Source organism: Caulobacter sp. NIBR2454, from assembly GCF_027474405.1.
In the GTDB taxonomy this organism is placed as follows: domain Bacteria; phylum Pseudomonadota; class Alphaproteobacteria; order Caulobacterales; family Caulobacteraceae; genus Caulobacter.
Map to the genome: position 1 here is coordinate 1,226,351 of NZ_CP114871.1, position 25,929 is coordinate 1,252,279.

A 25,929-nucleotide genomic window follows, 5' to 3' on the forward strand; every position below is an offset into this window, starting at 1 on the left:
GGGCGAACCCATTTGCAGGACAGGCGCTGACCGCCTACGCTTCGGCGGAATCGCACCCCGCCCAAGAGACGGCCGAGCCCTATGTCCGACGCGCAAGCACAAGAACCGACAATGGAGGAAATCCTAGCCTCCATCCGCCGCATCATCTCGGAAGATGATGCGCCCGCGGAGGAGGCCGGCGGCGAAGACGCTCCGGCGCCCGCCGTGGAAGAACCTTCCAGCTATGACGAGTACAGCGCCGAAGCCGACGCTGGCGAAGACGTTCTGGAGCTGACCGAGCCGCTCGACGCGCCGGTGGAGAGCCACGGCGACCTCGACGTCTATACGCCGCCTGCCGCCGCCGCGCCGGAGCCGGAGCTTCCGCCGGTGAGCGACACCGAGCGTCTGGTGGGCGACCACGCCGCCGCCGCCGCCGCCTCGGCCTTCACCAGCCTGTCGGCCGCGATCACCATGCCCAAGGAAGGCCGCACCCTCGAGGACGTCGTCCGCGAGATGCTGCGCCCGATGCTGAAGGTGTGGCTGGACGACAACCTGCCTCGCATCGTCGAGGCCCAGGTAGCCCAGGAAGTCGAACGCATCGCTCGCCAGCGCACGAGCTAGAGGCTGTCGAACTGACGTAATTCAGCGCCGCGACGGTCCGCCGTCGCGGCGTTTTTCATTTGTTTTCATCACACGACTGACGATTTCGCCGCCTTTCCTGCTATAGGCCCCGGCTGGACCTCCCATTGCATCGCCATGCTTGAAAAAACCTTCGATCCAAAGACCGTCGAACCGCGCCTGTATGAGGCCTGGGAGGCGTCCGGCGCCTTCAAGCCCACGGATGACCCGAACGCCGAGCCGTTCAGCATCGTCATCCCGCCGCCGAACGTCACCGGTTCGCTCCACATCGGGCATGCGCTGAACAATACGCTGCAGGACGTGCTGACGCGCTTCCACCGCATGCGCGGCAAGGCGGCCCTGTGGCTGCCGGGCACCGACCACGCGGGCATCGCCACCCAGATGGTGGTCGAACGCCAGTTGGCCGCCGAGGGAAACACCAGCCGCCGGGACATGGGCCGAGACGCCTTCATCGAGCGGGTGTGGAAGTGGAAGGCCGAGAGCGCCGGTTCGATCCAGAACCAGCTGCGTCGCCTGGGCGCGTCCTGCGACTGGAGCCGCGAGCGCTTCACCCTGGACGAGGGCCTGTCGGCCGCCGTGCGCAAGGTCTTCGTCCAGCTCTACAAGGAAGGCCTGATCTACCGCGACAAGCGACTGGTGAACTGGGACCCGCATTTCCAGACCGCCATCTCCGACCTCGAGGTCGAGCAGAAGGAGGTCGACGGTCACTACTGGCACTTCGCCTATACGCTTGAAGACGGCGTCACCTATCAGCACCCCATCGCCTTCGACGACGAAGGCAAGGCGACCGAGTGGGAGACGCGCGACTTCATCGTCGTCGCCACCACCCGCCCCGAGACGATGCTGGGCGACACCGGCGTGGCCGTGCATCCGACCGACGAGCGCTATCAGGGTCTGATTGGCAAGCATGTGCGCCTGCCCATCACCGGCCGCCTGATCCCGATCGTGCCGGACGAATACGCCGACCCTGAAAAGGGTTCGGGCGCGGTGAAGATCACCCCGGCGCACGACTTCAACGACTTCCAGGTCGGCAAGCGTCATGATCTGGAGGCGATCAACATCCTCGACGCCTATGGCCGCATCAGCGAGCCGGCGCCGGCCGAGTATGTGGGCATGGACCGCTTCGCCGCCCGCAAGGCGATCATCGCCCGCGCCGAGGAAGAAGGCTGGCTGCGCGCCATCGAGAAGACCCGCCACATGGTCCCGCATGGCGACCGTTCGGGCGTCGTCATCGAGCCGTGGCTGACAGACCAGTGGTACGTCGACGCCGCTACCCTGGCCAAGCCGGCCATCGCGGCGGTGGAGAACGGCGACACCGTCTTCGAGCCGAAGAACTGGGAGAAGACCTACTTCGAATGGATGCGCAACATCGAGCCGTGGTGCGTGTCGCGCCAGCTATGGTGGGGCCACCGCATTCCGGCCTGGTATACCTTCATCAAGAAGAGTGACTCCGCCACCTTCCTCGAAGATCGCGCTAATCCCGAAATCTTCGTAGCCGAGACGGAGGAGGAAGCCATTGCTCTGGCGGAGGCCTACTTCGGATCGAAAGTCGTGGTTGTTTCGGATGCCGCCGAAGCGACACAGCATGCCTATTCGCAACAGATAAAGCCTGACGACCAAAAGACTTGGCCGATCTTCCGTGACGAAGACGTCCTGGACACCTGGTTCTCGTCCGGCCTGTGGCCGTTCTCGACCATGGGCTGGCCGGAGAAGACCTCGGACCTGGAGCGGTTCTATCCGACCCAGACCCTGGTCACGGGTTTCGACATCATCTTCTTCTGGGTCGCCCGGATGATGATGATGGGCCTGCACTTCACCGGCGAGGTCCCCTTCAAGCGCGTGGTCATCAACGCCCTGGTCCGCGACGAGAAGGGCCAGAAGATGAGCAAGTCCAAGGGCAACGTCATCGATCCGCTGGAGATCATTGACGACCTGGGCTGCGACGCCATGCGCTTCACCCTGACCGCCATGTCGGGCCAGGCGCGGGACATCAAGCTGTCGCGTCAGCGCATCGAGGGCTATCGCAACTTCGGCACCAAGCTGTGGAACGCCGCGCGCTTCGCTCAGATGAACGAGTGCGTGCGGGTCGAGGGCTTCGATCCGGCCGACGTCACCCAGACGATCAATAAGTGGATCCGCGGCGAGACGGCCAAGACCGCGGCCGAGGTAACCAAGGCGCTTGAAGACGCTTCGTTCGATGAAGCGGCCGGCGCCCTGTACCGCTTCGTCTGGAATGTCTTCTGCGACTGGTACCTGGAACTGGCCAAGCCGATCCTCAACGGGGACGACCAGGCGGCCAAGACCGAGACCCGCGCTACGGCGGCCTGGGCCCTGGATGTGTGCCTGAAGCTGCTGCACCCGGTGATGCCGTTCATCACCGAGGAGCTGTGGAACAAGACGGCTGAATTCGGTCACGCCCGCGACGGCATGCTGATCACCGCCAAGTGGCCGGACCTGCCCCTGTCGTTCGTGGACGCCGCCGCAGAGGCCGAGATCGGCCTGGTGGTCGCGGCGGTCAGCGAGGGCCGTTCGGTTCGCGCAGAACTGAACGTGCCGCCGTCGGCCAAGCCGCCGCTGCTGGTGCTGGACGCCAGCGACGCGCAGCGCGCCGCCTTCCAGTCCAACGCCGCGGTGATCGCCCAGACCCTTCGCGTCTCTGGCGTGAAATTCGAGACGACGGCGCCGGAGGGGGCCATCCCCTTCGTCGTCGAGGGTGCGACCCTGGCTCTTCCCGTTGCGGAGTTCATCGACCTGACGGCGGAAAAGGCGCGTCTGGCCAAGGAGATCGCCAGCCACGTCAGCGACATCGAGCGCACCGCCAAGAAGCTGGACAACGCCGACTTCATCGCGCGCGCCAAGCCTGAAGTGGTTGAGGAGAACCGCGAACGCCTGGCCGCGGCGGAGGCGGCCAAGGCCAAGCTGGAGGCCGCCTTGGCGCGTCTGGAAGCGGTCGGCTGATCCAGCCGCTGCGCTGAAACGAGACAAGAGGCGGCGCCTGGAGATCGGGCGCCGCCTCTTTGCATTTACGGCGAGCGCTGTTCCCTAACTTATCGATGTTCCCTCACGGTCAAACGGACGTTTACATCCCGGTCCCGGCGGTGTTTTCTGTGCGGCGAGGCGCTCGATAGAAGCGCAGACCTACCGGGAGTGCATGATGACCCAGGCCGCGACCGCAGCCACCCCTCAACCTTGGCCCGCCATGTCGGTGAAACAGGCCTTCGCCATGATCACGGCGCCTGGCACGCCGTGCGAGATGGAGGAGCTGGACATCCGCGGGGTGAAGACGCGGGTCTGGAAGAATGCGCCGCCCGCCCTGCGGTCCATCGTGGAAATGGGCCGCGCCCATGGTCAGAAGGTTTTCCTGGTCCACGAGGACGAGCGGGTCACCTTCGAGGCCTTCTATCGCGCGGTGGTCGCCTTCGCGGCCGAACTGCTTTCCTTTGGTGTGCAGAAGGGCGACCGTATCGCCCTGGTGATGCGCAACCTGCCCGAATGGCCGGTGGCCTTCTATGCGGGTGTCTCGGTGGGCGCGATCGTCACACCGCTGAACGCCTGGTGGACGGGGGCCGAACTGGAATACGGCCTGACCGATTCCGGGGCCAAGGTCCTGATCGTCGACGCAGAGCGTTTCGAGCGCCTGGCCGAACATCTGCCCAACTGCCCCGAACTTCAGCGTGTCTATGTCAGCCGTGAGGTGGACGAGGTCACGCACCCTTACGTCTGCAAGCTGGAAAGCAAGATCGGCGCTCCCAATGACTGGGCGAAGCTGCCGGATGCGCCCCTGCCGACGGTGGAGATCCAGCCCGACGACGACGCGACGATCTTCTACACCTCGGGGACCACGGGAAAGCCCAAGGGCGCCCTGGCCACCCAGCGCAATATCAACTCCAACATCCTGGCGGCCCTGTGCTCGGGCGCGCGCCCCTTCCTGCGTCGGGGTGAAGCGCCGCCTGCGCCTGACCCGGACGCGCCGCAGAAGGCGTCCCTGCTGTCGGTGCCGTTCTTCCACGCCACGGGTTGCTTCGCCGTGCTGAACCCGTCGCTGTTCGGCGGCGCCAAGCTGGTCATGATGCGCAAGTGGGATCCGGAAAAGGCGATGCAGGTGATCGAGCGCGAGCGGGTCACCCAGATCGGCGGCGTGCCGACCATCGCCTGGCAGATCATCGAACATCCGGCCCGTGAGAACTATGACCTGTCGTCCATCGAGACGGTGGCTTATGGCGGCGCGCCCTCGGCGCCCGAACTGGTCCGCAAGATCAAGGAGCTGTGGCCAAAGTCCTCGCCCGGCAACGGTTGGGGCATGACCGAGACGTCCGCGACGGCCACCAGCAACTCCGCCGAGGACTACGAACACCGCCCCGACAGCTGCGGCCCGGCCGTGCCGGTCACGGACCTGAAGATCATGTCGATCGAGGGCGACCGCGAACTGCCGATCGGCGAGGTCGGCGAGCTGTGGTGCAAGGGCCCGCAGGTGGTGAAAGGCTATTGGAACAAGCCTGAAGCCACGGCCCAGACCTTCGTCGATGGTTGGGTGAAGACGGGCGACCTGGCGCGCCTGGATGACGAGGGCTTCTGTTTCATCATTGACCGGGCCAAGGACATGCTGATCCGCGGCGGGGAGAACATCTACTGCATCGAGGTCGAGAACGTCCTCTACGACCACCCGGCGGTTATGGATGCGGCCCTGGTCGGCATCCCGCATAAAAGCCTGGGCGAGGAGCCAGCGGCGGTGGTGACCCTAAAGCCCGACACCCAGGCCACCGAGACCGAGCTGCGCGCGTTCGTGGCCGACAGGCTGGCGGCCTTCAAGGTGCCGGTGAAGGTGGTGTTCTGGCACGAGACCTTGCCACGCAACGCCAATGGCAAGATCCTCAAGAACGAACTGAAGAAGGTGTTCGTGGAGGGCTGACTCCATGGTGCAGTCGAAGGCGCCAACCGTCGACGCCTATATGGAGACGGTCGAGCCGGATCGGCTCGCCGCTCTCCAGCGGCTGCGCGCGTTGTGCCGAAGCGTCCTCGATGGCTACGAGGAGAAGATGGCCTGGGGCATGCCGGGCTACAGCCTGAACGGACAGGATCCGGCCGTCGCCTTCAATAGCCAGAAGCGCCACATCGCCTTTTACGCCGGGCAGACCGCCGTCGAGCGGTTCAAGGATCAACTGGGAGGCATCGACTGCGGCAAGGGCTGCGTGCGCTACAGCCGTCCCGACAGGATCGACTTTGCTGTGGTCGAGGCCATGCTCAGGGACATCAAGGCGCGCGGCCAGTCGATGTCCTGAGTTATCAGGCGTGGACCGGCGGCCGTCGGTGCGCCCAGGGAAGGGCCCGCTCCAGCTCATAGGCTAGCTCGAACAGGGTCTTCTCATCGCCGGCCTTGGCCGCGAACTGCACGCCCACGGGCAGGCCATCGGACGTCCAGTAGAGCGGCACGCTCATGGCAGGGGCTCCCGCCACGTTTTCGATAGGCGTGTAGCCTACATAGGCCACCAGCCGCTGGACCAGCGTGTCGAATGGTACGTCCCCGGAGACATAGCCCAACTGCACCGGCGGCTTGCCCAGGACGGGGCTAAGGATCACGTCATAGGTGTCGAACCAGCCATTATAGGCGGCGGCTGATGCATTGAGGCGGGCTACGACCGCGTCCATGCCGCCGGGCGCCGACTTGCCCAACTCCGCCACGCCCAGAGAGAACGGCTCCAGCACCGAGGCGTCGGGGGCCTTGCCCATGATGCGGGTCAATTCGGTCACGAGGCCAGCGGCGGATGATCCCCACAGGGCGTTGAAGTCGCGGGCGAACTGCTCGCCGTCGATGGGCCAGCGGGTGGGCTGCACCTGATGGCCGAGGCCGCGCAGCAGGGCGGCGGCGTTCTCGACCGCCTTGGCCACCTCAGCGTCGGGCTTCAGGCCTGTGCCGCCCTCGATGACCACGCCGACGCGCAGGCGGCGCCTGGACGGCTCCAGGACAAAGCCAATCGGGGGCAGGGGCGATCCGGCCTCTGCGTTTTCGGTGGCCGCGAACAGGGCGGCGCTGTCGCGTACGCTGTGGGAGACGCAATGCTCCACGGCCAGATCGATGGCGCGCCGGCTGGGCCGAGGGCCGATCATGCGTCCGCGCGACGGCTTCAGACCGAACAGACCGCAGTTGGCGGCCGGAATCCGGATCGAACCGCCGCCGTCATTGGCGTGGGCGATCGCAACGACCCCGGCTGCGGTCGCGGCCGCCGCGCCCCCTGAGGAGCCGCCCGGAGAGCGCGCCAGGTTCCACGGATTGCGTGTGGGGGCCGAGGCCAGGGGTTCAGTGGTCGGCAGGAAGCCGTATTCGGGCGTGGCCGATTTGCCGATGATAATGAAGCCCGCACGCTCGAAGGCGTCGATATAGGCGTCTTGCGTCTTGGCCGCCTGGGCCTGGGCGCCGGTGCGCGAACCGTAGCGGGTGGGCAGGCCCCTGACGTCGTTCAGATCCTTGACCAGGAAGGGCACGCCGGCGAAGGGACCCGTGAGACCGCCGGCCTTGGCCCTGTCCACGGCGCGCTCGAAGTTCGGCGTGACCATGAAGTTGAGCTTTGGGTTCAGCGCTTCAGCATTGCGGATCGCCGTCTCGACGGCCTCCACGGGCGACAGCTTCTTGCGGCGGATGCGGCTGGCGATTTCCGACGCGTCGGGTGTCCAGGGTGCGCTGGAACTCGCCTGAGCGCCGAAGGCGGGCGCGAGGCCAGCGGCCGAGGTGGCGACGAGCAGATCGCGGCGAAGCAAGGACATTCACACCCTCCCGTTTTCACCAAGCTGACCCGTAACCATTGGGCTTCGCAAGTCAGGAGGATAAGGGAAGGTCGATGAGGAAGCGCGCCGACATCCTTTTGGTCGAACGGGGCCTGTTCGACAGCCGGGCCAAGGCCCGCGCCGCAATCGAGGCCGGCGGGGTGACGGCCAACGGCGCGACGGTCTCGAAAGCCTCCGAAGCGATCCCCGAGGATGCCGAGATCGTCGCGGAAGCGGCGCATCCCTGGGTCGGTCGCGGCGCGCTGAAGCTGGAGCACGCCCTGACCCTGTGGCCGATCATGGTAGAGGGTAGGGTGGTCGTGGACGTCGGGGCCTCGACCGGGGGGTTCACCGAGGTCTGCCTCAGCCGAGGCGCCGCCATGGTCTATGCCGTGGACGTGGGGCGGGAGCAGTTGCACCCCAAACTTCGGAGCGACCCGCGGGTCATCGATCTGTCAGGCACGGACGCCCGCTCGCTGGACGCCGCCCTGATCCCGGACGCGCCGCAACTTGTGGTCAGCGACGTCAGCTTCATCGGTCTGGCCAAGGCCTTGCCGGCGGCCTTGGCCCTGGCGGCGCCGGGCGCGGACCTGGTGGCTCTGATCAAGCCGCAGTTCGAGGTTGGTCGCGAGAACATCGGCAAGGGCGGGCTGGTGAAGGACGAGGCTGCTCGCGAGAAGGCGGTCGCCGACGTGCTGGCGTTTCTGGCCGAAAGCGGCTGGACCGTCCGGGAAACCGCCCCGAGCCCGATCCTTGGTGGGGAAGGTGCTGTCGAGCACCTCGTTTGGGCAATCCACCCAGCTTGACCATAACAGCGTTCGTCGAACAACCTTGGCGGGTTGATCGGGGAATGTTCAATGAAGCGCTGCATCGCCGCGCTGGCCGCCGTCCTGCTGTCCGGTTGCGCCACGCCTGTCACGGAAGGACCGGAAGTCAGCATCGACGCCCGGAATGAGGAGACCCGGCGGCAGCAGGAATATGTGCTCGCCGTCCGGTCTGAAGAGACGGCGCGCCTGCTGCGGATCGCGGAGCATGTAAAGGCGGCGAACGTTGAACTATGCCATCGCCGCGCACTTTCGATCGGCGCCCACTTCGAAAGCATCTACGACTATGCGGGGCAGATGCGCGCGGCTGCCAAGGCCGTGCATGGCGTCTCGGGCAAGCCGCAGGTCACGTGGCTGGACGAGAGAGGGCCGGCAGCCAAGGCCGGGCTGCGGATGGGTGACCAGCTTCTAGCGGTGAATGGCTCACGTGTCGCCAGCGGCCCGAAGGCCGGCAAGTCAGCGAGAGGTCTGCTGGCTGCGGCCCTTCATGGGTCTCAGAACCTCCAGATTCAGCGGGGAGACCAGGTGTTCACCTTCGACATCGTTGGGCGACAGGTGTGCGGCTATCCGTTTTTCATCGCCGACTCTGATGACGTGAACGCCTTCGCCGATGGTGATCGGGTCGTCTTCATGCGCGGCATGATGCGGTTCGTGAAGAACGATGATGAACTCGCCCTGATCGTTGGGCATGAGCTCGCACACAACGTCATGGGGCATATCGACAAGAGCAAGCAGAATGCTCTGTGGGGCGCGTTAGGTGGAGCGCTGATCGATATTGCGCTGGCGGCGGGAGGCATCAATACGGGCGGCGATATCGCTGAAGCCGGTGCGCAAGCTGGCGCGTTGGCCCACTCTCCGGAGTTTGAAAGCGAAGCCGACTATGTCGGGCTCTATTTCGCGGCGCGAGCTGGATATGACGTTGAGCGGTCGGAGGAGTTCTGGCGTCGGCGCGCGGTCGACAACCCTTCGAGCATTCGCAAGACGACTACGCATCCCACATCGGTGAAACGCTTTCTGACGTTGGCCGCCACGCGTCGCGAGATCGCTGAAAGGAAAGAGGCGGGACAGCCGCTGCTGCCCCGCCTCAAGAAGGATTCGCCGCTCTAGGGCCGCTTAGTCGACGACCTGGTAGTCGCCGTTGGCGTCCTGGCAGACGCGGACGAAGCGCTTCTGGATGCGGCCGTCCGGCAGGTGGATCGGGCTTTCGGCCAGGCTGCAGCCGCCGGCGTCGCCGCGCGCTTCGGCCACCGGACGGGCACGGTCGTCGAAACGGTCGTGGTCGTCATAGCGGGCCGAATAACGGTCCTGATAACGGTCATAATAGTCGCGGTTGTCGTAGTAGCCGACTTCCGGCGGGGGCGGCGGAGGAGGCGGGGCGTAGGTCGCGCGCTGGCCGGGCGTGCAGGCCGCGCCGTTGCGGCCGATCGCGCTGCCGGCGACAGCACCAAGCAGACCGCCGAGAACCGCGCCTTCGGCCTTCACGCCGCTGGAGGCCAGGCCGCCGCCGATCAACGCGCCGAGGCCCGCGCCCGCGAGACCGCCGGTAGTGCCGCGGGTGGTCGTGTCGCGACGGCAAGGGTCGTAATAATAGCCGCCGCGGCTGTCGTAGTAGCCCGAGGACTGCGCCATCGAGACGGTGGGCGCGGCCATCGTGCCGACCAGGGCCGCCGCCGAGGCGAGCAGGCCGAGTCCGGCGGCGATCTTGGAACGGGTCTTCATGTCGTTATCCCCTGATGGAGCGATGATGCTGGTGTTTCTTGTTGTCGAAATTTAGCCGCGCCAGATCCTAGCTGCGGCCCGAGGGTCGCCAGGCGCCGTCGCGGCCACGGCAGACCTCGAAGCCGTGATTGCGGCCGCCGTAGTACTCGTTGACCCAGCGGCAATCGCGGCGGGCCGCGACGCGGCGCGGATAGTCCACGCACTTAACCTGGTTCTTGGCGATCTGGTGACCGGCGACCGCGCCGACGACGCCACCGAGGACCGCGCCCTCGGTCTTGGCGCCGTTGCCCGCGACCGCGCCGCCCAGCAGCGCGCCCGACAGGCCGCCGATGACGGTGCCCTGATTGGCCTTGCGCTTTTGCTCAGCACGGCAGATGTCGCCGGAGCCATAGGAACGGGACGATTGGGCGGCGGCGAATTGAGGGACAGCCAGGGTCGGGACAGTGACCGCGAGGGCCGCCGCGAAAGCGAGAATGGTCTTCATCTGAGCTACTCCTACCGACCGCTGGCGCGTGGCTTTCGGCCGAAGCGCTGCTGATGAGGTCTGGTTAGATGAATGAAGCTGAACGGCGCTTGAGCGATCCGTTCATCTTCGTTCATCTGGAACGCGGGGAGCGATCCGCGGCTGGCTGTGCTAAGGGCGGCGGTCGCGCGCTCGGCCTAGCTTCACCGTGGAGAGGGAATGGGCGGCGCCAGAGGAAGTTCCGAGCTTATGGGCAAACCCGCCGAGGTCCGTGACCTGACCATCAACGCCATCGGCGCCCAAGGCGACGGCCTGGCGGAAGGGCCCGCGTTCGTCCCACTGACCTTGCCAGGCGAAATCGTCCGCGCGCGGGTGGAAAATGGACGCGGCGAACTGCTGGAGATCCTGCAAGCGAGCGCCGAGCGGGTTTCACCGCCCTGTGTCCATTTCGGCGAATGCGGCGGCTGCGCTCTGCAGCACTGGGACAACGCGCCTTACTTGGAATGGAAGCGCGAGCAGGTGCGCATCCAACTGGGTCGTGAGCGGATCGAAACCGAAATCCTGCCGACCTTCGCCTCGCCGCCCGCCTCGCGGCGGCGGTTGGCCCTGCACGCCCGCAAGGGCAAGGGCGGCGCACGCATCGGGTTCAAGGCGCGGCGGTCGTGGGATCTGGTGGAGATCGGCGAGTGCCCGATCAGCGATCCTCGCCTGGTCGCGGCGTTCCCCGCCCTGCGCAAGCTGGCCGCGCCGTTTCTGGAACATCCGAAGTCGGCTCCGACCCTGCACGTCACCCTGACCGCCACGGGTTTGGACATCGACGTCACCGGGGTGGAGCGCAAGAGCGGAGGGCTGTCGGCTGACGCGCGCCTGCGCGCCGCTGAGGCCGCTCAGGAGGGGAATTTTGCCCGGGTGACCATGGCCGGCGAGGCGATCTACGGAATCCGCCAGGCGGTGGTGCGGCTGGGTCCGGCGACCGTGGCCCTGCCGTCAGGAGCCTTCCTGCAGGCGGTGCCGGCGGCCGAGAAGGCGATGATCGACTTCGCGGTGGAGTCCTCGCAAGGCGCCAGCCGTATCGCCGACCTCTATTGCGGGGTGGGCACCTTCACCTTCCGTCTGGCGGAGATCGGCGCGGTGCATGCCGCCGACGTCACCGAAGGGGCCATTCGCGCGCTGAACGCGGCGATCGGCACCGCGCCAGGACTGAAGCCCATCAAGGCAGAAGCGCGGGATCTGGCTCGCCGTCCGGTGCTCTCAACCGAGTTGGCCAAGACCGATGTGGTGGTCATCGACCCGCCTCGCGCCGGGGCTCTGGAGCAGACCGCCGAGATCGCCAAGTCCAAGGTGGCCCGGGTGGTGAGCGTATCCTGCAATCCCGCCACCTTCGCCCGCGACGCCCGCGCCTTGGTGGACGCCGGTTTCACGCTCGAGAAGGTGATGCCGGTCGACCAGTTCCTGTGGTCACCACACATCGAGTTGGTAGGCGTCTTCAGCCGCTAGAGCGCCGAAGCCAGGGCATGGAACTGCTGGACGGCGCCATAGCCGGCCAGACCGTGTCCCTTCATCAGGCCCTCCAACTCGACCATGTTGTGTTGGAGCAGGATCATGACTGACCCGTCAGTGGGATCAGCCTGCCACCATCCGCCATAGGCGCCTGGCCAGCCGACCGTGCCGACGCCACCCTTGCAATGCGTGGCCAAGGCCGTCTCGGGATCGGTGACCACCGCCACGCCCAGGCCAAAGCCGTTGCCGGCGGCGAAAACGGGCATGCCCAGGGTGGTGGCGTTGGCGCGCTGCTCGTCGGTCAACCGGTTGGCGGTCATCAACCTCAGCGTTTCCGGTTTCAGGAGTCGTACGCCGTCGATCGCGCCATCGCCCAGAAACAGTCGCGCGAACGCCAAATAGTCGTCCAGCGTCGACCACAGGCCCGCGCCGCCCGAGACATAGGTCATGTCCTCGGGGCGTTCAGCCACCGTGGCGCCGCCCGGCGCGACAGCGAGCTTGAGCAGGCGTCCCTCATCGTCGAACCCGTACATGCCCGCGCGTCGGTCTCGCTTTGCCGGCGGCACGGTGAAGCCGGTGTCCTTCATGCCGAGCGGCCTGAAGATTCGGCGCTCCAGCACTTCGCCCAAGGGTGAGCCTTCCATGCGGGCGATCAAAAGCCCGAGAAGGTCGGTGGAGTGCCCGTAGTGAAACCCCGCACCCGGTTGATCGACCAGGGGCAGGGAGGCCAGACCCGCGATCCAGGCGTCGGGCGCCACCACGCTGTCGATGTCGCCGCCCAGAGCGTTGCTATAGACCTGGGCCAGCGGACCAGGATGAAATGAGCCGTAGGTGATGCCGGAGCGGTGCGTCAGCAGATCCTCGAAGGTGATCGCCCGGTCAGCCGGGACCGTGTCGTCAAGCGGGCCGCCCGACATGCGCAGAACCCGCTGGTTGGCGAACTCGGGAGCGACGGTGGTGATGGGGTCGTCCAGCCGAAATCGCTCCTCTTCCAGGAGCATAAGCGCCGCCACCGATGTAATCGGCTTGGTCAGGGAAGCGATGCGGAACAAGCTGTCGCGGCTAAGGGGGACGCCAGCCTCGCGGTCTCGCCAGCCGGTCGCGGCGCTCTGAATCACTTCGTCGTCCCTCCAGACCAAGGTCGCGGCGCCAGCGATTTCGCCGTCCGCCACAAGCCCGTCCAGCACCGCCCCGATGTGATCAGTCACTCGCCGCTCCCATAAATAATGTACCTTCGTTATAAAATAATATTCCTATAAAACAAGTCCCGGGTTAGGCTCTCTGTGTGAAGGACGTCATGAGCCACTCCGGGCGCCGCCAGCCGAAGGGCGATAAACGGCAGCGCACACGCGCGAAGCTGCTAGAGGCGACCCGCGAACTCGTCCGTGAGCGGGGCTATGAGCACACGACCTTGCAGGCGGTGGCCGAACGCGCCGGCATGACCACTGGCGCGATCTACGGCAACTTCAAGGATCGGGACGATCTGTTCATGGCGCTGGCAGGCGCCTATTGGACCCCGATCAAGCCGGTGATCCGCCCGGGGTCGAGTTTCGCTGAAAAGATGCGGGCTCTGGCGGAAGCCACTATCGCCGCCATCCCGGAGCGCGAGACGGCGGCCTACGGGCGACTGACCGGCATGGCCTATTCACTGACCCACGAGGAAATCCGCGCTCAGGTGAGAGAGGTGACAGCCGATAGCTTCTCGCTGGGCGCCGACTGGCTTCGGACTGTGGCCGACGAGGGCGGCCTTCCAATGCCGGCGGAACTGCTGGTGGTGGTGATCCATTCCCTGACCGAAGGCCTGTTGTTTCAGCGCTTCCTGACCCCCGAGCTGGTTCCGGACGAAGCGTTTTACGCCGCGTTCGCTGCCTTGGCCGGAGAGCGGACGCCCTAGAACAGGCTCATCTGGTCGCCGGCCTTGGGCGGGATGGCGAATTTGGTGACGTCCAGGGGACTCCAGCGGCGGTCCAGGCCCAGGCGCGCCGCGGCCAGCTTGAAGCGGCGGTTCATCACCTCGGCCACCGGACCTTGGCCGGTCATGCGCTGGCCCCACTCGGCGTCGTAGTCGAGGCCGCCGCGCATCTGACGGACCAGGGACATCACCTTGCCGGCCCTGTCGGGGTGGTCGGTGGCCAGCCATTCGCGGAACAGGTCCTTTATCTCGCGCGGCAGGCGCAGGGCCACATAGCCCGCGCCGACGGCGCCCGCTTCGGCGGCGCGTTCCAGCACCGCCTCCATCTCGTGGTCGTTCAGGCCGGGGATGGAGGGAGCGAACATGACGAGGGTCGGCACACCAGCCTCGGTCAGCTGGCGGATGGCGTCGAGCCGACGCTCTGGCGTGGCTGCGCGCGGCTCCATGCTGCGGGCCAGGCGGCGGTCGAGGGTGGTGATCGACACCGCCGCGTGCGCCAGGTTCGCCTTGCCCATGGGACCGAGAATATCGAGATCGCGGGTGATCAGGGCCGACTTGGTGATGATCGAGAAAGGGTGGTTGAAGCGCTGCAGCGTCTCAAGCACGGCGCGCGTGACCCGCATCCGCTTTTCCTGAGGCTGATACGGATCGGTGTCCCCCCCGATGTGAATGGGGCCGGGCTTGTAGGTCGGCTTGGACAGCTCCTTCTCCAGGAGCTTGCCGGCTTCGGGCTTGAAATAGAGCCGGCTTTCGAAGTCTAGGCCCGGCGACAGGCCGAGATAGGCATGAGCAGGGCGGGCGTAGCAGTAGATGCAGCCGTGCTCGCAGCCGCGGTAGGGATTGATCGAGCGGTCGAAGCCGATGTCGGGGCTGTCGTTGCGCGCGATGATGGTCTTCGATTTCATCGGCTGGATGGTGGTGGACAACGCACGCGGCGTTTCGTCCTCAGTGGTCCAGCCGTCGTCGAACTCCTCCGACTTCAGGCTGTCGAAGCGGCTGGTGACGTTCGAACGCGCGCCACGGCCCTTGATGTCGGTCTTGCCATTGAGGCGCTGAAAGTTGAGAGGCGCGGCCATGGATGCATTTTAGCGCACGATGAGAACATAACAAGAACGATCCTTGACCCTCAATCGCTGACAGGGTTCATGCGCGCGATGCTTAGCGTGATCATTCCGACGAACGACGACCCTGCCGGCCTAGTCCGCACGCTGGCGGCCCTGGTCCCGGTGGCGATGGACGGCTTCGTCAAGGAAGTGATTCTGGCCGATCCCGCCATGCAGGCCTCGACCGTCGATATCTCCGAGGAGACCGGCGCCAAGGTGGTGGAGGGCTCGCTGCAAGACGCCTGCGCCACCGCGCGGCACCCCTGGATGCTGATCCTGGGTCCCGGGCGTATCCTGCCGACCGGATGGGAGGAGGAGGCCGCGCGCCACATCGCCCATCATGGGAACAAGGCGGCGACCTGGGGCAAGAGCGGCCTGCTCAGCCGCCCAAAGCTTGAAGATGGCCTGCTATTGCGAGCCGAGCAGGATGCTGTCGATGCTCTGCGCAGCCGCCCACGGCGCCTGGGCTGAAGCCGCCCACTTGTCGAGGGACGCGTCGGCCAGCTTCTCGCCGCGAGCCAAGGCGTCCAGGGTGTGGTTCTCGCCGCCCATCATCTTGCGATAGGTCCAGTAGTTGGCCATCACCTTCTCGACGTAGTTGCGGGTCTCCTGGGCCGGCAGGCTTTCGATCAGCAGCAGGCTGTCGCAGTCGGCGCCGAGCTTTTCAGCAGCCTTGATCAGCGTGCCCGGCCCGCCGTTGTACGCGGCTACGGCGCGAAGCAGGTCGCGATTCTGAAGGCCGCGATCCATCAGCCAGGTGAAATAGTCCTGGCCGACCCGCAGGTTGAAGGCGGGATCGAACAGCGGCGTGTTGTCGACCAGCAACTTGTCGTCTCCGGCCGCGCGAGCGGCGGCGGCAGGCATCAGTTGCATCAGGCCGACGGCGCCGGCGTGCGACACGGCCGCGGGGTTGAAGCGGCTCTCCTGCTTGACCAGGGCATAGACCATGGCGCGGTCGATGGTGAAGCCGCCGACCGGCTCCAAGGCCGGCATGTCGAACCCGGCGGGAGCTTTCAGCGCGGGGCCGGCGTAGGAGGCGCGAATCAGGCGGGCGATGGGATCGGCCTCGGCCGTCCGCGCCCCACTCAGAGCCAGCTGACGCTCGGCGATCATGCCGTAGAAGGTGTGGGGTGCGGCGGCGGCGAGCTGCAGGAACTCGGCGGCCTGGTCATGGGAGCCGGCGACGGTGGCCGAGCGCGCGGCCCAGAAGGCGGCGGCGGCGCGTTGCCAGCCGTCTTGCTTGGGATCGCCGGCGACGGCCTGGAAGAAGGCCTTTGCTTCGGACGGACGGCCCATGCGGAAGGCGGAAAGGCCGGCGATCCAGCGCTCGCCCGCCAAGGCGGCGAGGTTGAAGGCGCGTTTGACGTCACCGCCGTAATAGGCTTCGCGGGCCGCTTTTGCGTGATCAACCTTCACCGCGGCGGCGCGAGCCTTGCGTGGGCGCGCCTCGGCGGAGACGTGGGTCAGGCTCAGGCTGAACACGGCGACGAAGGCCATGAACAGCATGCGCGCGGATCGCTTCATGTCGTCTGTTCCCGCTCCGGTCGCTATGCGATTCCAGCGCGGCCCTTTTCCGATGATGTCCTTGTCTACTGGGGTCGGCCCAGTCGATCAAGCCGCTCCGAAAGCGTCAAAAGGTCTGTCCAAGCCTTCTTCTTGGCGGCGGGCTGGCGCAGCAGGAATGCGGGATGCAGCGTGGGCATGGCTGGCAGGGTCTCCCCGCCCGATTCCGGGGTCCATTCAAACCAGCGGCCACGCATCGAAAGAATGCCCTCATTGCTTTTGAGCATGGACTTGGCCGAAGCGCCGCCGGCCAGCAGCAGCATCTTGGGCTGGACCAGGGCGATGGCGCGCTCGACGAAGGGCGCGCAGACGGCCTGCTCGGCGGGGCTTGGGGTGCGATTGCCGGGCGGGCGCCAAAAAACGGTATTGGTGATGAACACCCGGTCGGCCAGGCCAGCCGCCGCCAGCATGCGATCCAGCAGCTTGCCCGCGCGACCGACGAAGGGCGCGCCCTCGCGATCCTCGTCCGCGCCGGGCGCCTCGCCGATCACCATCAGGGGCGCGTCGGGGACGCCGCGAGAGAACACAGCCTGACGCGCGCCTTCCAGCTTCAGGCTGCAGCCCTCGAAAGCCGCGATGGCGGAGGCGAGCTCTTCCAGCGTGTTGGCCGCCGCTGCGGCTTCACGCGCGGCCGCGATGCCGGCGCCGGTCTGAGGCGCGGCGGAGACGCGGCCGGCCATCTGGATCGGCGGCGGGGGTGGTGGCGCCTGGCGCGCCTTGAGCAGTGCGGCGCCCTCGGCCATCCGGTCGATGGGAGCATCCGCGTACGACGCCTCGACACCCGCCTCAGCCCAGAAGGCGAGGAGGCTCTCGACAGCGCGAATGTCGGAGGCGGCCAGCATCCATTCTCTGTGCGGCCCGCCGCCGCCTGGGGTCAATAGGGAAGGGCTAGAGCAGACCCTTCAGCCGCTCAGGACCAGCTGTCGCGCGCCACATGCCTGCCAGAGAAGCTTTCGCAACTGCAGCAAAGGTCTTGACCACCCTTGCGTCGCTTCCCGATAAGCGATTCAAACAGACGTAAGCGGCGAGGGGACAGCCGCAGCGCGAGGAGTGGGCCATGTCGGAAGCAGTCGAACGCGAATCCATGGAGTACGACGTCGTCATCGTCGGCGGCGGACCCGCCGGCCTGGCGTCGGCGATCCGGCTAAAGCAGATGGCCGAGAAGGCCGGGACCGAGGTCTCGGTGGCGCTGGTGGAGAAGGGCTCCGAAGTCGGCGCCCACATCCTGTCGGGCGCGGTGATCGATCCCAAGGCGCTGCGCGAGCTCTTCCCCGACTGGAAGGAACGCGGCGCGCCGCTGGAGACCCCCGTCACCAAGGACCGGTTCCTTCTGCTGGGCGAGGCGGGCGAACTGTCGCTGCCGATGTTCGCCATGCCGCCGTTCATGCACAACCATGGCTGTTACATCGGCTCGCTGGCCAACCTGACCCGCTGGCTGGCCGAGCAGGCCGAGGCCTTGGGTGTCGAAATTTATCCGGGCTTCGCCGCGTCCGAACTGGTCTATCGCGATGATGGCTCCGTGAAGGGCGTCGTCGTCGGCGTGGTCGGCATCGCCAAGGACGGCGAGCACAAGCCGGACTACCAGCCCGGGATGGAGCTGCACGGCAAGTACGTGTTTATCGCCGAGGGCGTCCGCGGCTCCCTGGCCAAGGTGCTGATCAACCAGTTCAAGCTGGACGAGGGCCGCTCGCCCCAGAAATACGGCATCGGCCTGAAGGAGATCTGGCAGGTCCCGCCGGAGAAGCATCAGCCCGGTCTGGCTCAGCACACCACGGGCTGGCCGCTGGACGACAAGACCGGCGGCGGCAGCTTCATGTACCACTTCGGGGACAACTACGTGGCCATCGGCTACGTGGTTCACCTCAGCTACAAGAATCCCTGGCTGTCGCCGTTCGACGAATTCCAGCGCTTCAAGCATCACCCGGCGGTCAAGCCGCACCTGGAGGGTGGCCGCCGCATCGCCTATGGCGCGCGGGCCATCACCGAGGGTGGCTATCAGTCGGTGCCCAAGCTCAGCTTCCCGGGCGGCGTGCTGATCGGCTGCTCGGCCGGCTTCGTGAACGTGCCGCGCATCAAGGGCAGCCATAACGCCATGAAGACCGGCATGCTGGCCGCCGAGGAGGCGTTCGCCGCCCTGCAGGCCGGCCGCGCCGGCGATGAGCTGACCAGCTACCAGACGGCCTACGAGAAGTCGTGGGTGGCCAAGGAGCTGAAGATCGTCCGCAACGCCAAGCCGCTACTGTCCAAGTACGGCACCGCGATCGGCGGCGCGCTGGGCATGTTCGACATGTGGACCAACCACCTGTTCGGCTTCTCGGTGTTCGGCACCATGAAGCACGACAAGACCGACGCCGCCTCGACGGGCCTGGCCAAGGACTACAAGCCGCTGGTCTATCCCAAGCCCGACGGCGTGATCAGCTTCGACAAGCTATCGTCGGTCTTCTTGTCGGCCACCAACCACGAGGAAGACCAGCCGGCCCACCTGAAGCTGAAGGACCCGACGGTTCCGATCCAGGTGAACCTGCCCAAGTATGGCGAACCGGCGCGGCTGTACTGCCCGGCGGGCGTGTATGAGGTGCTCTACAACGAGCAGGGGACCGACCCGCGCTTCCAGATCAATGCCCAGAACTGCGTCCACTGCAAAACCTGCGACATCAAGGATCCGTCGCAGAACATCGTGTGGACCACGCCTGAGGGCGGCGGCGGCCCGAACTACCCCAATATGTGAGGCGGGACCGCACACCCTGCACTTGCGGCGGCGCGGGAATGGGAGAAGGTAGGGCCATGAAGCTCCTCCCCCGCCTCGTCGCCCTTGCTCCGCTCGCCTTCGCCGCCGCCTGCGCGGGAGCGCCCAAGGCCGCGCCAGAGCCGAACGCCTTCGCCGACTCCGACGTCATCGTCTCCAGCGTGGCGCGCAGTTCCACGCCGTACGGCCTGTTCTTGGCGGGGCAGGCGGCGATGAACGATGGCGACAGCCGCCAGGCCGCTGAGTTGTTCGGTCGCGCTGATCAACTGGGTGGCGACGCCACCGTCAAGGATAGGGCCTTCACGGCGGCCCTGCTGTCGGGGGAAGTGCGCCGCGCGGCCATGCTCGCCCCCACCGACGAAGCCACCGACAACCAGGCCGTCTATCGTCTGGGCCAATTGGTCACGGCGGTCGAAGACCTGGCGTCGGGCCGCGCAAAGCAGGCGCAAGCCGCTCTGACCGGCGGCCGCATCACCTTCCCTCATGCTGGTGCGGCGGCGCTGTTGGCGCCGTGGGCTGCCGCGGCGGCGGGCGACAAGAACGGGGCGGTGATCCGGCCCGAAGTGCGTGGCGACCGTGTGGTTCAGGTGTTCGGCATGCTCGGCCAGGCGCATCTGTACGAGCGCGCCGGCCGCTATGACGAGGCCGAGACGGACTTCAAGGCTTTGACGGGCGATGCCCAGACAGGTTCGTTGTTCAGCTTGGACTATGGAAACTTCCTGGAGCGTCGCGGGCGCAAGCAGGACGCCGCAACCGTCTATCGTGACGCCTTGGCGGTCCGCTCCAACGACGCGGGGCTACGCGCCGCCCTGGCGCGCGTGGAGGCCGGCAGGGCCGCGCCCCCGCCGCCGACCATCAAGCAGGGCGCGGCTCAATCCCTCATCGCGGCCTCGGCGGTCTATATGGGCGAGCGTCAGCGCCAGATCGCTCTGGCCTATCTGCGTCTGGCCCTGCGGCTGGATGATCAGCGGGACGAAGCCTGGGTGATGCTGGGCGACCTGCTGGCCCTGGCCGGCGACGCCCAGGCGGCGCGCGAAACCTATCAACGGGTCGGGCCGAAGTCGCCGCTCTACGCGTCGGCGCGCGGCAAGCTGGCCTGGACCTATCAGACCGAAGGCGACAAGGAGACCGCGCTGCGCCTGGTGCGAGAGGCGGCCCTGGCGGCTCCTCTAGAGGCTGATCGCCAGATCGCCTGGGCCGAGATGTTGCGCGCCAACGATCGCTGGGCGGAGTCGGTCGAGGTGCTCAATCCGGTGATCGCCCGCCAAGGCGAGAATGCCGACTGGCGCCTGCTCTACATGCGCGGCGTGTCGCTGGAGCGTTCGGGAAACTGGCCGGAAGCGCAAAAGGACCTGGAAAAGGCCTTGGCGCGCCAGCCCGATGAGCCGGAACTGCTGAACTATCTCGGCTATTCCTGGATCGACCGGGGCGAACGGCTGCCCGAGGCCATGGCCATGGTCAAGAAGGCGGTGCTGGCCAACCCTCGCTCGGGCGCGATGCTCGACAGCCTGGGCTGGGCGCAATACCGGCTGGGGGACTACAAGGCCGCCGTCGAGACGCTGGAGCGGGCGGTGGTGCTCGAGCCGGCGGACCCGGACGTCAACAATCATCTGGGCGACGCTTACTGGCGGGTGGGGCGGCGCACCGAGGCGACGTTCCAGTGGACGCGCGTCCTGTCGCTTGAGCCCAGTGACGTCTTGCGGTCCGAAGCGGAAGCCAAACTGAAGAACGGCCTTGGCGCCAAGGGCCCAGCCGCCGCGCCTTCCGTCGCCGAACGCTGAGCGGACCGGTGAAGCTGAACGATGGCAGGGCCGCCTTCGCTCCGGCCAAGGTGAACCTGTTCCTGCATGTGGGTGGGCCGGACGCCGAGGGGTATCACCCGGTGTGCAGCCTGATGGTGTTCGCGGATGTGGGGGACCGCGTGACGGTGCAGCCGTCCGACGCCCTGGCGTTCGAGGTCACGGGCCCCTGTGCGGCCGGTGTTCCCGTCGATGAAACTAACCTCGTGGTGCGGGCCGCCAATCTGCTGATCGCCCGTGCCGGTCGGCCCACGGCGCCCTTCCGTCTGATCCTGGAGAAGAACCTGCCGACGGCCGCGGGCCTTGGCGGCGGGTCCAGCGACGCCGGGGCGACGTTCCGGCTGCTGCGCGATGCCCTGGGCCTGTCGATGGCGGATGAGACTCTTGAGGCTTTGGCTTCCGAACTGGGGGCCGACGGGGCGGTGTGCCTTTGGGCGCGGCCAGCGATCGGCGAGGGAAGGGGCGAGGTGCTGAGCGTTCCCCCAGCGCTGCCGCCGCTGCATGCGGTTCTGGTCAATCCCGGCGCGCCGTCGCCGACGGGTGCGGTCTACCGTGCTTACGATGCGGCCATATCGCCTTGGGGCGCCGACAGGCCCCCTATGCCGGACGCCTTCGAGAGTCCGGAGGATGTGGCGGGTTTCCTAAGCCTGACCCGCAATGATCTGGAGGCTCCGGCTGTGGCTCTCACGCCGATCATCGGCGAGGTGCTGGCGTTGCTGCGCGACGAGCCGGAAATCCTGATGGCCCGTATGTCGGGCTCCGGGGCGACGTGCTTTGCGCTTTGCTCCGGGGATATCGAGGCCGAGGGCTTGGCCGACCGAATCCTGTCCATGCGGCCGGATTGGTGGGTCCGCGCCTGCCGGCTGGCCTAGACCCTCCCCAAAAGAGAAGGGGGGCGGAGGTCCCCCGACCTCCGCCCCCCGGTTCCCCCAGGAACCTTCTCCCGTCGCTTACGAGTGGTAAGCGCGCTCGCCGTGCTCGGCGATGTCCAGGCCTTCCTCTTCCACGTCCGGAGCGGCGCGCAGGCCGATCGTGAACTTGATCAGGAAGAAGACGATGGCCGTGGCGATGGCCGACCACACGATGGTGACGCAGACGCCCTTCAGCTGGGCCAGCACTTGCGTGCCCATGTTGTAGACCGCCGCGTCGCAGGTCGAGATGTCGCCGTCGGCCGCGCAGGTCGTGTAGTCCACGATGCCGGCGCCGCCCAGGGCGGGGCTGACAAGGATGCCGGTGGCGATGGCGCCGACGATGCCGCCGATGCCGTGGATGCCGAAGGCGTCCAGGCTGTCGTCGTACTTCAGGGCGTTCTTCACGATCGAGCAGAAGACCACGCAGATCGGGCTGACGACCAGACCCAGGACCACCGCGCCCATCGGGCCGGCGAAACCGGCGGCCGGGGTGACGGCGACGAGGCCGGCGACCACGCCCGAGGCCAGGCCAAGCGCGCTCGGCTTACCGCGGGTGACCCACTCGGTGATGATCCAGGACAGGCCCGCCGCGGCGGTGGCCACGAAGGTGTTGATCATCGCCAGGGCGGCGTAGCCGTTGGATTCCAGGTTGGAGCCGGCGTTGAAGCCGAACCAGCCCACCCACAGCAGGCCAGCGCCCACCAGGGTCAGGGTCAGGGAGTGCGGCGGCATCGGCTCCTTGCCGTAGCCGGTGCGCTTGCCCAGGATCATGGCGCCGACCAGGGCGGCGACGCCCGCGTTGATGTGGACCACGGTGCCGCCGGCGAAGTCGAGGGCGCCGAAGCTCCAGATCAGACCGGCCTTCACAGCGGCCTCAGGCGCCGAGGCGATGGCGTCCGGACCAGGCCACCACCAGACCATGTGGGCCATCGGGTAGTAGGACAGGATCGGCCACAGGACCGCGAAGGCGACGATCGCCGCGAACTTCATCCGCTCGACCAGCGAACCGACCACGAGGGCGGCGGTGATCGCCGCGAAGGTCGACTGGAAGGACAGGAAGACCAGTTCCGGGATGACCACGCCAGTGGAGAAGGTGGCCACGTTGCTGGCCGGGGTCACGTCCTTGAGGAACAGGCGACCAAAGCCGCCGACGAAGCTGTCGAGGCCGCCGCCGTCCGTGAAGGCCAGGCTATAGCCCCAGAACACCCAGGCGACGATGCCGATGGCGCTGACCACCGACACCTGCATCATGACCGACAGCATGTTCTTGGCGCGCACGAGGCCGCCATAGAACAGCGCCAGACCCGGCAGGATCATCAACAGCACCAGAACGGTGGAGACCAGCATCCACGCGGTGTCGCCCTTGTCGGGCACAGGCGCGGCGGCCTCCTGAGCGAGGGCCGGGAAGGCCATCATGGCTCCCGCGGCGGTCGCCGCGAGCGCGACGCTCGTCAGCGATTTGAATCCCAGTTTCATCGAGTTAAACCCCTTGTCCCCGAATTGTTTGTCAGAGCGCGGCGGCGCCGGTTTCACCGGTCCGGATGCGCACGGCGTTCTCGACATTGAGGACGAAGATCTTCCCGTCCCCGATCTTGCCAGTGGCCGCTGCGGCCTTGATGGCCTCGACGGCCTTGCCGGCGGCGGCGTCGTCGACGACGGCCTCCAGCTTCACCTTGGGCACGAAGTTCACCTGGTACTCCGCCCCGCGATAGATCTCGGTCTGGCCTTTCTGGCGGCCATAGCCCTTGACCTCAGACACGGTCAGGCCTTCGACGCCGGCCGTGACGAGCGCTTCTCGCACCTCGTCCAGCTTGAAGGGTTTGACGACCGCAATGATCAGTTTCATCCGCTTGCTCCCCGCACGCCCCCGAAGGCCGCACGCCCCGTCTGAATGTCAGTTTCGTCGTTAGTCGCCGGTCCGGACCTCGCCGAACTCAGGCTGCGGTCACGCTAGCGGCGGGGGCGGTGGGGCGCGCCTGGAAGGTAAGGATTTTGCAAGAAGCGCCATAATTGGGCCGCACGATGATCGATTTTCGGGCAATCTGCCGTAAATCTGGGCAAATCGATCTCCCTGAACGGCTTTGATGGCCCGATGAACGGTCTAGAAGGCACGCCGATCACACTTTGGACGATCCGCGGAATCCCGCTTCAATGGCGCTGAAGCGGAGGGGACCATGAGCGCGAGCCTTTGGCCGAAGATATTGCCGGTCGTCATGCTGGCCGCCTCGAACATCTTCATGACCTTCGCCTGGTATGGGCATCTCAAGCACCGCACCGCGACCCTGTTCATGGTCATCCTGACCAGCTGGATGATCGCCCTGCCGGAGTACATGCTGGCGGTGCCGGCCAATCGCATCGGGTCGACCGTCTATTCCCCCGGGCAGTTGAAGGCGATGCAGGAAGCGATCACCCTGATCGTCTTCGTGATCTTCTCGGCGCTCTACTTGGGCGAGCCGGTAAGGTGGACGACGCTGGTGGGTTTTGGATTCATCTTCGTCGGCGCTCTTTTCATTTTCCTCAATCGCTGAACGCGACTTTCCAGCAACCCGGTTCGCCGTTGCTGGAACCGGACTCGCTTCTCGCGCGCTTCTTCGCCGGTGGGAAGCGGAGCCGCGCTCTTCGGCCTCGCCCTTGAAACAATGAGGAAAAAGCCATGAAGATCGTTCATCTGATTACCGCCGCTGCTGCGACCGCTCTCCTGGCCGGCGCCGCCTCGGCCCAGACCATGGATTCCAGCCAGCCTGTGAACCCGACCCCCAACACCTCGACGACCATGACCGATGACGCCGTCCGCTCGTCGGGCATGACGAACACCACGGACTCGACGATGGCCGCGCCGATGACCTCGGTCGCCCCGACCGGCATGAGCACCGACGTCGTCTCCACCAGCTCGCCCGAACAGCAGGCGACCCTTAAGGCTGGCGACGCCAACGTAGTGTCCAACGGCCCGGTGGCCGACACTCCGGAAAACCGCGCCAAGTACGGCGCCCCGATGTCGCGCGCCGGCAAGCGCACCGACCCGGCCGGCAACTAAAAGCCGGACAACCACGGGCCGACTTGGCTTGAAGCAAAGGTCGGCGGGCCCTATGGTCCGCCGACTTTTTTCTGGCCCCCGTCCGAGCCCCGATGTCCGCTGAAAAACCCAAGTCTTTTCAAGGTCTGATCCTCACCCTGCACGACTACTGGTCGAAGCAGGGATGCGTGATCTTGCAGCCGCACGACATCGAGGTGGGGGCGGGTACGCTGCATCCGGCCACCGTCCTGCGCGCCCTTGGGCCCAAGCCCTGGAACGCGGCCTATGTGCAGCCCTCGCGCCGTCCCAGCGACGGTCGCTATGGCGACAACCCCAATCGCCTGCAGCACTACTATCAGTACCAGGTCATCTTGAAGCCGAACCCGGCCGACATGCAGGACCTGTATCTGGGCTCGCTCGAGGCCATCGGCCTGGATCTGCGCCTGCATGACATCCGCTTTGTCGAGGACGATTGGGAGAACCCTACCGTCGGCGCCTGGGGCCTGGGCTGGGAAGTCTGGTGCGACGGGATGGAGGTGTCGCAGTACACCTACTTCCAGCAGGTCGGCGGCCTGGACGTCAGCCCCGTGGCCGGCGAGCTGACCTATGGCCTGGAGCGCTTGGCCATGTACGTGTTCGGCGTCGACAACGTGTACGACCTGCCGTTCAACGATGCCGGCGTGTCCTATGGCGACGTGTTCCTTGAGAACGAGCGCCAGCACTCGCAGGCCAACTTCCACGGCTATGACGTCGCGACCCTCAAGCGCCAGTTCGAGGACATGGAGCGCGAAGTGCCGCTCATGCTCGAGCGGGAGTATCAGGGAAGGGCGCTGGTCCTGCCCGCCTACGACATGGTCCTCAAGGCCAGCCACCTCTTCAACCTGATGAACGCCCGCGGCGCGATCGCCGTCGCCGAGCGCGCCAGCTACATCGGACGCATCCGCGACCTCTGTAAGATGTGCGCCCAGAAGTGGGCCGAGCAGCAGGAAGCCGCGTAAG

At 66.5% G+C, this 25,929-nt stretch carries 24 protein-coding genes; 15 read left to right on the plus strand and 9 right to left on the minus strand.

Translation table 11 applies throughout. The features are described from left to right. Nucleotides 1-81 precede the first annotated feature (81 nt). The 4 genes from O5K31_RS06030 (at nucleotide 82) to O5K31_RS06045 (ending at nucleotide 5,897) form a co-directional block, all read left to right on the plus strand. A complete protein-coding gene (locus O5K31_RS06030) occupies nucleotides 82-600 on the plus strand; it encodes a DUF2497 domain-containing protein (RefSeq protein WP_269716406.1) in 519 nt (172 codons plus the stop codon). Between the two features lie 135 nt (nucleotides 601-735). Next, nucleotides 736-3,576: a valine--tRNA ligase gene (locus tag O5K31_RS06035; RefSeq protein ID WP_269716407.1), complete on the plus strand. Its 2,841-nt coding sequence runs from the start codon at nucleotides 736-738 to the stop codon at nucleotides 3,574-3,576. Nucleotides 3,577-3,772: 196 nt separating this feature from the next. Then, nucleotides 3,773-5,527 (plus strand): class I adenylate-forming enzyme family protein, encoded by a 1,755-nt coding sequence (locus O5K31_RS06040; RefSeq protein ID WP_269716408.1) that lies wholly within the window; start codon nucleotides 3,773-3,775, stop codon nucleotides 5,525-5,527. Between the two features lie 4 nt (nucleotides 5,528-5,531). Continuing rightward, entirely contained in the window at nucleotides 5,532-5,897 is a 366-nt protein-coding gene (locus tag O5K31_RS06045; protein ID WP_269716409.1) for an iron chaperone, read from the plus strand. 4 nt (nucleotides 5,898-5,901) lie between these two features. On the opposite strand, the gene O5K31_RS06050 is transcribed toward O5K31_RS06045, so the two are convergent. Continuing rightward, the gene (locus O5K31_RS06050) at nucleotides 5,902-7,377 is read right to left on the minus strand and encodes an amidase (protein ID WP_269716410.1); all 1,476 of its coding nucleotides are present in this window, start codon (nucleotides 7,375-7,377) and stop codon (nucleotides 5,902-5,904) included. Between the two features lie 74 nt (nucleotides 7,378-7,451). Here O5K31_RS06050 and O5K31_RS06055 point away from each other — a divergent pair, with 74 nt between their 5' ends. Together O5K31_RS06055 and O5K31_RS06060 are read left to right on the plus strand one after the other, a co-directional pair. Then, the gene (locus tag O5K31_RS06055; RefSeq protein WP_269716411.1) at nucleotides 7,452-8,183 is read left to right on the plus strand and encodes a TlyA family RNA methyltransferase; all 732 of its coding nucleotides are present in this window, start codon (nucleotides 7,452-7,454) and stop codon (nucleotides 8,181-8,183) included. A gap of 51 nt (nucleotides 8,184-8,234) precedes the next feature. Beyond that, on the plus strand, nucleotides 8,235-9,308 hold the full coding sequence (locus O5K31_RS06060) for a M48 family metallopeptidase (protein WP_269716412.1): 1,074 nt from the start codon (nucleotides 8,235-8,237) through the stop codon (nucleotides 9,306-9,308). A gap of 6 nt (nucleotides 9,309-9,314) precedes the next feature. On the opposite strand, the gene O5K31_RS06065 is transcribed toward O5K31_RS06060, so the two are convergent. Both O5K31_RS06065 and O5K31_RS06070 read right to left on the minus strand, forming a co-directional pair. Continuing rightward, on the minus strand, nucleotides 9,315-9,920 hold the full coding sequence (locus tag O5K31_RS06065) for a hypothetical protein (protein ID WP_269716413.1): 606 nt from the start codon (nucleotides 9,918-9,920) through the stop codon (nucleotides 9,315-9,317). Nucleotides 9,921-9,987: 67 nt separating this feature from the next. Further along, a complete protein-coding gene (locus O5K31_RS06070) occupies nucleotides 9,988-10,404 on the minus strand; it encodes a glycine zipper 2TM domain-containing protein (RefSeq protein ID WP_269716414.1) in 417 nt (138 codons plus the stop codon). 228 nt (nucleotides 10,405-10,632) lie between these two features. On the opposite strand from O5K31_RS06070, the gene O5K31_RS06075 reads away from it, so the two are divergent. Beyond that, nucleotides 10,633-11,880 carry a class I SAM-dependent RNA methyltransferase gene (locus O5K31_RS06075; RefSeq protein WP_269716415.1) on the plus strand — a complete coding sequence of 416 codons (1,248 nt, stop codon included), beginning with the start codon at nucleotides 10,633-10,635 and terminating at the stop codon, nucleotides 11,878-11,880. Here O5K31_RS06075 and O5K31_RS06080 read toward each other — a convergent pair. Then, on the minus strand, nucleotides 11,877-13,091 hold the full coding sequence (locus O5K31_RS06080) for a serine hydrolase domain-containing protein (RefSeq protein WP_269716416.1): 1,215 nt from the start codon (nucleotides 13,089-13,091) through the stop codon (nucleotides 11,877-11,879). The genes O5K31_RS06075 and O5K31_RS06080 overlap by 4 nt on opposite strands. A gap of 89 nt (nucleotides 13,092-13,180) precedes the next feature. Here O5K31_RS06080 and O5K31_RS06085 point away from each other — a divergent pair, with 89 nt between their 5' ends. Further along, nucleotides 13,181-13,777, plus strand: coding sequence for a TetR/AcrR family transcriptional regulator (locus tag O5K31_RS06085; protein WP_269716417.1), 597 nt, complete (start codon nucleotides 13,181-13,183; stop codon nucleotides 13,775-13,777). Here the strand turns inward: O5K31_RS06085 and O5K31_RS06090 are convergent. Further along, complete coding sequence (locus tag O5K31_RS06090) at nucleotides 13,774-14,871, minus strand: PA0069 family radical SAM protein (RefSeq protein ID WP_269716418.1); 1,098 nt, start codon at nucleotides 14,869-14,871, stop codon at nucleotides 13,774-13,776. The genes O5K31_RS06085 and O5K31_RS06090 overlap by 4 nt on opposite strands. Nucleotides 14,872-14,940: 69 nt before the next feature. Between O5K31_RS06090 and O5K31_RS06095 the strand changes: the two genes are divergently transcribed. Beyond that, nucleotides 14,941-15,369, plus strand: coding sequence for a glycosyltransferase (locus O5K31_RS06095; protein ID WP_269716419.1), 429 nt, complete (start codon nucleotides 14,941-14,943; stop codon nucleotides 15,367-15,369). On the opposite strand, the gene O5K31_RS06100 is transcribed toward O5K31_RS06095, so the two are convergent. Then, nucleotides 15,307-16,422: a lytic transglycosylase domain-containing protein gene (locus tag O5K31_RS06100; RefSeq protein WP_269716420.1), complete on the minus strand. Its 1,116-nt coding sequence runs from the start codon at nucleotides 16,420-16,422 to the stop codon at nucleotides 15,307-15,309. The two genes, O5K31_RS06095 and O5K31_RS06100, sit on opposite strands and share 63 nt — an antisense overlap. Nucleotides 16,423-16,487: 65 nt before the next feature. Beyond that, on the minus strand, nucleotides 16,488-17,303 hold the full coding sequence (locus O5K31_RS06105; protein WP_269716421.1) for a uracil-DNA glycosylase: 816 nt from the start codon (nucleotides 17,301-17,303) through the stop codon (nucleotides 16,488-16,490). A gap of 215 nt (nucleotides 17,304-17,518) precedes the next feature. Between O5K31_RS06105 and O5K31_RS06110 the strand changes: the two genes are divergently transcribed. The 3 genes from O5K31_RS06110 to O5K31_RS06120 are packed head-to-tail and all read left to right on the plus strand — an operon-like array spanning nucleotide 17,519 to nucleotide 21,878. Next, a complete protein-coding gene (locus tag O5K31_RS06110) occupies nucleotides 17,519-19,189 on the plus strand; it encodes an electron transfer flavoprotein-ubiquinone oxidoreductase (RefSeq protein ID WP_269716422.1) in 1,671 nt (556 codons plus the stop codon). Nucleotides 19,190-19,245: 56 nt separating this feature from the next. Continuing rightward, a complete protein-coding gene (locus tag O5K31_RS06115) occupies nucleotides 19,246-20,988 on the plus strand; it encodes a tetratricopeptide repeat protein (protein WP_269716423.1) in 1,743 nt (580 codons plus the stop codon). 14 nt (nucleotides 20,989-21,002) lie between these two features. Continuing rightward, the gene (locus O5K31_RS06120; RefSeq protein ID WP_442867778.1) at nucleotides 21,003-21,878 is read left to right on the plus strand and encodes a 4-(cytidine 5'-diphospho)-2-C-methyl-D-erythritol kinase; all 876 of its coding nucleotides are present in this window, start codon (nucleotides 21,003-21,005) and stop codon (nucleotides 21,876-21,878) included. A 78-nt stretch (nucleotides 21,879-21,956) separates the two neighbouring features. Here the strand turns inward: O5K31_RS06120 and O5K31_RS06125 are convergent, their stop codons facing one another. Together O5K31_RS06125 and O5K31_RS06130 are read right to left on the minus strand one after the other, a co-directional pair. Beyond that, nucleotides 21,957-23,393 (minus strand): ammonium transporter, encoded by a 1,437-nt coding sequence (locus O5K31_RS06125; RefSeq protein WP_269716425.1) that lies wholly within the window; start codon nucleotides 23,391-23,393, stop codon nucleotides 21,957-21,959. A 31-nt stretch (nucleotides 23,394-23,424) separates the two neighbouring features. Beyond that, nucleotides 23,425-23,763: a P-II family nitrogen regulator gene (locus O5K31_RS06130; protein ID WP_269716426.1), complete on the minus strand. Its 339-nt coding sequence runs from the start codon at nucleotides 23,761-23,763 to the stop codon at nucleotides 23,425-23,427. 328 nt (nucleotides 23,764-24,091) lie between these two features. Here O5K31_RS06130 and O5K31_RS06135 point away from each other — a divergent pair, with 328 nt between their 5' ends. The 3 genes from O5K31_RS06135 to O5K31_RS06145 all read left to right on the plus strand — a co-directional run bounded on the left by O5K31_RS06135 (nucleotide 24,092) and on the right by O5K31_RS06145 (nucleotide 25,928). Continuing rightward, nucleotides 24,092-24,445, plus strand: coding sequence for a DMT family protein (locus tag O5K31_RS06135; protein ID WP_269716427.1), 354 nt, complete (start codon nucleotides 24,092-24,094; stop codon nucleotides 24,443-24,445). A 125-nt stretch (nucleotides 24,446-24,570) separates the two neighbouring features. Continuing rightward, entirely contained in the window at nucleotides 24,571-24,951 is a 381-nt protein-coding gene (locus tag O5K31_RS06140) for a hypothetical protein (protein WP_269716428.1), read from the plus strand. 92 nt (nucleotides 24,952-25,043) lie between these two features. Continuing rightward, nucleotides 25,044-25,928: a glycine--tRNA ligase subunit alpha gene (locus tag O5K31_RS06145; RefSeq protein WP_269716429.1), complete on the plus strand. Its 885-nt coding sequence runs from the start codon at nucleotides 25,044-25,046 to the stop codon at nucleotides 25,926-25,928. Nucleotide 25,929 lies beyond the last annotated feature (1 nt).